The sequence below is a fragment of the Pseudomonas sp. GW821-FHT01A09 genome, assembly GCF_058986725.1.
The window spans coordinates 1-5,929 of record NZ_JBYSWB010000060.1 but is presented as its reverse complement, the minus strand read 5'-3'; the positions used below and the strand labels follow the sequence as shown (position 1 = coordinate 5,929).

7 protein-coding genes and 1 tRNA gene are annotated in these 5,929 nt (G+C 61.4%); 3 read left to right on the top strand and 5 right to left on the bottom strand.

The genetic code is table 11. From position 1 onward, the window contains the following. Positions 1–424, top strand: a 424-nt coding sequence (locus AC3WJP_RS28960) for a hypothetical protein (RefSeq protein ID WP_493724578.1), incomplete at its 5' end; no start/stop codon positions are given. A 188-nt stretch (positions 425–612) separates the two neighbouring features. On the opposite strand, the gene AC3WJP_RS28955 is transcribed toward AC3WJP_RS28960, so the two are convergent. The 5 genes from AC3WJP_RS28955 to dapA form a co-directional block, all read right to left on the bottom strand. Beyond that, positions 613–702, bottom strand: a tRNA-Ser gene (locus tag AC3WJP_RS28955). Positions 703–796: 94 nt separating this feature from the next. Next, positions 797–1,510 (bottom strand): phosphoribosylaminoimidazolesuccinocarboxamide synthase, encoded by a 714-nt coding sequence (gene purC / locus AC3WJP_RS28950; RefSeq protein ID WP_226503275.1) that lies wholly within the window; start codon positions 1,508–1,510, stop codon positions 797–799. 28 nt (positions 1,511–1,538) lie between these two features. After that, positions 1,539–2,297, bottom strand: a complete 759-nt coding sequence (locus tag AC3WJP_RS28945) for an MBL fold metallo-hydrolase (RefSeq protein ID WP_493724577.1) — start codon at positions 2,295–2,297, stop codon at positions 1,539–1,541. After that, positions 2,298–3,413, bottom strand: a complete 1,116-nt coding sequence (bamC, locus tag AC3WJP_RS28940; protein WP_493724576.1) for an NlpB/DapX family lipoprotein — start codon at positions 3,411–3,413, stop codon at positions 2,298–2,300. It lies immediately after the preceding gene. 17 nt (positions 3,414–3,430) lie between these two features. Continuing rightward, positions 3,431–4,309, bottom strand: a complete 879-nt coding sequence (gene dapA / locus AC3WJP_RS28935) for a 4-hydroxy-tetrahydrodipicolinate synthase (RefSeq protein WP_493724575.1) — start codon at positions 4,307–4,309, stop codon at positions 3,431–3,433. Positions 4,310–4,637: 328 nt separating this feature from the next. Between dapA and AC3WJP_RS28930 the strand changes: the two genes are divergently transcribed. Together AC3WJP_RS28930 and AC3WJP_RS28925 are read left to right on the top strand one after the other, a co-directional pair. Next, positions 4,638–5,198, top strand: coding sequence for a glycine cleavage system transcriptional repressor (locus AC3WJP_RS28930; RefSeq protein WP_493724574.1), 561 nt, complete (start codon positions 4,638–4,640; stop codon positions 5,196–5,198). 140 nt (positions 5,199–5,338) lie between these two features. After that, positions 5,339–5,812 (top strand): peroxiredoxin, encoded by a 474-nt coding sequence (locus tag AC3WJP_RS28925; protein WP_493724573.1) that lies wholly within the window; start codon positions 5,339–5,341, stop codon positions 5,810–5,812. The last annotated feature ends 117 nt before the right edge of the window (positions 5,813–5,929 follow it).

Below are 5,929 nucleotides of genomic sequence, written 5' to 3'. Positions count from 1 at the left end.
TAGTCATAAACATACCCGTTTGCCTATCCCTTATCTTAAGGGGGGAACGGTGTCCTGTCTTTCATGGGGCTCGTTCAGAAAGCGCATGGTGCCTCGAACACCACAACCGCAGACAAAATACAAGAAAAACTTGACACGATTTTTTGCATGCAAGTATAACGCCGCTTCTCTTCAACGAGAGGAGCACCACCACAGCGAACCGATCAACCCCGATCAATTACATAGCCACTACACATCAAAGCTCTCGCTTTGGCTTTTGACCTACATCGATGCAGAGCATAAGAGTTATCCCCTGACAGCGTCCGCTGACGTCTTATGCACACTTCCAGACAGAAGCCAGAGCAAAGCAAGAGCGGGTTCTTGGTATTCATGGTATAGGATGGCGTACACCCGGCAGGGTGATGGCGTTGCCGCTGGCAAGTGAATCGCTGTGACGTGCAATCACGCTGAAAGCTGACCGCTTTCGTGCATAACGTTCAAAGCGTCAGCTTTGGTGTTAACTCCCGTCAGCAGCGCTGACGATTGGAGTGGGCAAACCGAGTGGGCAAAGTGAAAAACCACCGGGCACAAAAAAGCCCCGTAAATCAAAGAATTACGAGGCTTTACATGTAATGGCGGAGAGATAGGGATTTGAACCCTAGGTACTGTCACCAGTACAACGGATTTCGAATCCGTCCCGTTCGGCCACTCCGGCATCTCTCCAACGGCGCGCATCATATCAAGCTATTGCCCGGAAGCGAAGCCCCCAACGCAAAAAAATTTGCGTGCTATCAAATGCTTGCGCGCAGGCAAGGCTTTACAGCGGTACGCCAAGGCGATGGGCAACTTCTTCGTAGGCTTCGATGACGTCACCGAGGCCCTGGCGGAAGCGGTCCTTGTCCATTTTCTTCTTGGTGTCCTTGTCCCACAGGCGGCAGCCGTCCGGGCTGAATTCGTCACCCAGGACGATGGAGCCGTCGCTGAACACGCCGAATTCCAGCTTGAAGTCGACCAGCAGCAGGCCCGCGTCGTCGAACAGCTTGCTCAGCACCTCGTTGACCTTGAGGGACAGCTCTTTCATCTTCGCCAACTGCTCGGCGGTGCCCCAACCGAATGCCACCACGTGGGATTCGTTGATGAACGGGTCGCCCTTGGCGTCGTCCTTGAGGAACAGCTCGAAGGTGTAAGGGTTGAGCTTCAGCCCTTCCTCGACGCCCAGGCGCTTGACCAGGCTACCGGCGGCGTAGTTGCGGACCACGCATTCGACCGGAATCATGTCGAGCTTCTTGACCAGCACTTCGTTGTCGGCCAGCAGCTTGTCGAATTGGGTCGGGATGCCGGCCGCTTCGAGCTTCTGCATGATGAAGGCGTTGAACTTGTTGTTGACCATGCCCTTGCGGTCGAGCTGTTCGATGCGCTTGCCGTCGAACGCCGAGGTGTCGTTGCGAAACAGCAGAATCAAGCGGTCGGCGTCGTCGGTCTTGTATACCGATTTGGCTTTGCCGCGGTAGAGTTCTTCACGTTTTTCCATGATGGGCTCCGCTTGCTAAGTAGGTGGGCTAGGCGATGTGGCGCCAGTCGAGCCCTGAATCTTGATCGGCCATTTGCAGCCAGGCCGGGTCGCACCCGAGGGTGTCGACGAATTGTTGCCGGGCCAGCTGCGGCAGGTTGTTCTTGCTGCTGAGGTGGGCCAGCACCAGATGTTGCAGGTGTTTCCAGCCCAGCTCGGCCACCAGGTCGGCAGCCTGATGGTTGTTCAGATGTCCTTCGCTGCCGCCGACCCGCTGCTTGAGAAAGTACGGGTAATGGCCGCGCGCGAGCAGATCGCGGCAATGGTTGGCTTCGATCACCAGGGCGTCGCAGCCCTCATAGTGGTCCCGCACACGGGGGCACCAGGAGCCCAGATCCGTGAGCAGGCCGAAACGCCGCCGGCCATCGCTGAATACATATTGGGTCGGCTCCAGCGCATCGTGCGCCACGCGGACCACGTCGATGCGCAAGGCACCGACTTCCAGTTGCTGTCCGCAGGCCACATGGCCCGCCACTTCGACCGGCTTGCGCATCCCGCGCAAGGTCCCTTGGCTGAGGTAGACCGGTATATTGTAGCGCCGAGACAGTAGACCCACGCCATGCACGTGGTCGGCATGTTCGTGGGTCACCAGGATGGCGCTCAATTGTGCCGGTGCAACGCCCAGACGGGTCAGCCGCCGTTCGGTTTCGCGCAACGAGAAGCCGCAGTCGACCAGCACCAGGGTGTCTTCGCTCGCGATCAGTGTGCCATTCCCTTGGCTTCCGCTTCCCAGTACGGCGAAGCGCACTTAACCCAGGTTGTCCTGAATCACGCTCAGCACGCGGCGGGCGATATCGGCCGGGGCCACAGTGTTGATGTTCTTCTCGACGGTGACCTGGACGTTGTCGCCGACCTTGCTCAGGCGCACTTGATAGCGCTGGGCACGGGCTTCGATTTCTTCCTTGCTGGCCTCGTGGCCGAACAGACGACCGAAGAAGCCAGGCTTGTTGGCCGGGGTATCGGCTTTTTCCGCCAGGTTGATGTAGTACAGGCCCAGGCTGCGGTTGATGTCTTCAACGCGCCATTGGCCCTTGTCCAGCGCGCGGCCGACGCTCGACCAGGCACGGTCGATGTCGGAGCCGACGTTGAGCACCAGGTTGCCGCTGCCGTCTTCGACCAGACTGACGCGGCTCGGGGCGTCGAAGTCGCGGGCGGCGAGCAGGGACACCGAACCGCCCTTCTCGGCGTCGCGGGTCATGCTGGCGAGCATCTGGTCGACCAGCACCGAATCCAGGCCGGTGTTGGCGCTGCGACCCGGGAATGCGCTGTCGGCCGTGCTGCCGGCCGGACGCTCGACGCTGCTGATGTAGATTTCGCTGGTGTTGCGCTGCACGCCCGGCTCGATACGCACGTGGACCCGCGCCTGGCCATCGGCGGTGCTGGCGCTGCTGCGCAGGCGGTCGGCCATGCCGGCGGAAAGCTCGTCGAAACGCTGCCAGGTGGTGCTGAATTCGCCGGTCTGCGGATGATCGTCGGCGATACGGAAGCCGTTGTCCTCGAAGAACTGGTGCGCCACCGGCCAGACTTCGGCAGGGGTTTTCTGCGCCAGGATCCAGCTGCCGGTACCGGTGCGTTGCAGCGAGTAGTCGCTGGCTGCGGCCGCCACTTGCAGCGGCAGCGGACGCGGCACTTCGAAGTTGGCCCGGTCGGTGTCGTCAGCGACGTTGCGAGGAATCGGCAGCAGTGGGTCGAGACGCTTGCTCAGGGTCAGGTCGGGTGGAACTTGCATCGCTGGAGCCTGGTTGGCCTCCAGATAATCATTGCCGCGATCGCGGAAGTAACCCTGGTCACCCCAGAGCCATCCACAACCGCTCGTGCTCGAAATAACCACGGCAAGAGCACTAAGACCGGCCAATCGCTTCATGCGTCGTTCTTCCTCAATCAAACCAGGACGCCGGACTGGCGCAGGGCCTGCCGCAGCGGTTCGTGATAGTCAGCGCTCAACCAGGTGAGCGGCAGGCGAATGCCTTCGGGCATCAGGCCCATTTCATGCAAAGCCCACTTGACCGGGATCGGGTTGGCTTCGAGGAACAGATTCTTGTGCAGCGGCATCAGCTTTTCGTTGATGGCGCGGGCCAGCGCGGCGTCACCGTTGAGGGCGGCGGTGCAGAGGTCGGCGATGGCACGCGGGGCGACGTTGGCGGTGACCGAGATATTGCCCTTGCCGCCAGCCAGGATCAGCTCGACGGCAGTCAGGTCGTCACCGGACAGCACCAGGAAGTCGCTGGCGACACCGGCGATGATGGCCTTGGCGCGGTCGATGTCGCCGGTGGCTTCCTTGATGCCGATGATGTTCGGCACGCTGGACAGGCGGATCACCGTGTCGGCGAGCATGTCGCAGGCGGTGCGGCCGGGCACGTTATAGAGGATCTGCGGGATCGCCACGGCCTCGGCAACGTGCTTGAAGTGCTGGTACAGGCCTTCCTGAGTCGGCTTGTTGTAGTACGGCGTGACCAGCAGGCAGGCGTCGGCACCGGCGTTTTTGGCGTTGGTGGTCAGCTCGACCGCTTCACGGGTAGAGTTGGCGCCGGTGCCGGCGATGACCGGGATGCGCCCGGCGACCTGATCGACGACGCGACGAATGACCTCGATGTGCTCGTTGACATCGAGGGTTGCGGACTCACCGGTGGTTCCGACCGCAACGATGGCATGGGTGCCTTCTTGCAGGTGGAAGTCCACCAGTTTGCTCAGGCTGTCCCAGTCGAGACGACCCTGCGCATCCATGGGTGTGACCAATGCCACCATACTGCCCGAAATCATGCCAACCGCTCCTGCCGGAAAAAGAGAGCGGTAATGGTACTGGCGCGTTCGGGCTTGCACAAGCGAAGTACCGCGCTACGAGCATTCCCCTCAGCGCCGGATTTCGCTACCCTTCAGACTTTGATCGGTACGGGCAAGCCCGCTGACTCGCTTGCAGCGTGAACAATCGTCGTCCAGACCCCTGATCCTGAGCCTTGCGGCCCGCCACAGCAGTGCTTTGGCGGCCACGGCCGGCCTTGGCGCCGGCGATCGGGAGACGACCGACACGCACGCAGCGACTCAGCTTCCAGACTTCCCTGCCGACCGCTCATCGCTTTAGAGAGGCTGCATGTCCACCCCCACCGTTCGCGAACAATTCCTTGTCATCAGTGCTCTTGGCCCTAATCCGATGGAGCTGACCAACGTCCTGTGCCGTGCGGCCCACGACAGCCGCTGCTCGGTCGTGACCTCACGCCTGACCCGCCACGGCGAGTGCAGCGCGCTGGTGCTGGAGATTTCCGGCACCTGGGACGCCCTCGCCCGCCTCGAAACCAGCCTGGCGCCCTTGGCCAAAAAGCACGGTTTCACGGTCAATGTGGTGCGCAGCGCACCGCTGGAAAACCGCCCGCAGGCGTTGCCGTACGTGGCCTACGTCAGCGCGGCCTATCGCTCGGACATCGTCAACGAGCTGTGCCAGTTCTTCATCGACCACAACGTCGAGCTCGAGAACCTGACCTGCGACACCTACCAGGCACCGCAGACCGGCGGCACCATGCTCAACGCCACTTTCACCGTGACCTTGCCGCCGGGCGTGCAGATCAGCTGGCTGCGCGATCAGTTCCTGGACTTCGCCGACGCTCTGAACCTCGACGCACTGATCGAGCCGTGGCGTCCGCAGAATCCCGCCTGAATCAGCGCCCTGTTCGTCTGTAGCGAGGGGGCTCGCCCCCGAAAATCGTCTCCCCCTGGATCGGGGCTGATCTTTTCGGAGGCAAGCCCCCTCGCTACAGGGACAGCGGCGAATCATTCCTTTACTGCAGGAACCATCCGATGACCGTATCCGTCGACCAGCCGGTAGCCGACTTCACCGCCGCAGCCACCAGCGGCCAGACCGTCACCCTCGCCGCGCTCAAGGGCCGCCAGGTGGTGGTGTATTTCTACCCGAAGGACAACACCCCCGGCTGCACCACCCAGGGCCAGGGCTTCCGTGACCAGTACGACGCCTTCAAGGCCGCCAACACCGAAGTCATCGGCGTATCGCGCGACAGCCTCAAGACCCACGAGAACTTCAAGGCCAAGCAAGGTTTCCCCTTCGAACTGATCAGCGACAAGACCGAAGAGCTGTGCGAGCACTTCGACGTGATCAAATTGAAGAAGCTGTATGGCAAGGAATACATGGGCGTTGATCGCAGCACCTTCCTGATCGACAAGGAAGGTGTGCTGCGTCAGGAATGGCGTGGGGTGAAGGTGCCTGGGCATGTGGATGCGGTGCTGGCCGCGGCGCAGGCGTTGAACAAGGGTTGAGGTTGTGGGTGCGGCTGCTGGCCTCTTCGCCAGCAAGCTGTGCTTGTATGGTAGAACTTGAAGGGGTGGTGGGACGAACGCTAAGCATCTGACTGCGCCAACAGTACAGACCGTGGG

Bases quoted from the DNA above. Each gene is read 5' to 3' on its own strand.
- purC (WP_226503275.1), bottom strand. From the start codon at position 1,510: ATGGAAAAACGTGAAGAACTCTACCGCGGCAAAGCCAAATCGGTATAC.
- bamC (WP_493724576.1), bottom strand. From the start codon at position 3,413: ATGAAGCGATTGGCCGGTCTTAGTGCTCTTGCCGTGGTTATTTCGAGC.
- dapA (WP_493724575.1), bottom strand. From the start codon at position 4,309: ATGATTTCGGGCAGTATGGTGGCATTGGTCACACCCATGGATGCGCAG.
- AC3WJP_RS28930 (WP_493724574.1), top strand. From the start codon at position 4,638: ATGTCCACCCCCACCGTTCGCGAACAATTCCTTGTCATCAGTGCTCTT.
- AC3WJP_RS28925 (WP_493724573.1), top strand. From the start codon at position 5,339: ATGACCGTATCCGTCGACCAGCCGGTAGCCGACTTCACCGCCGCAGCC.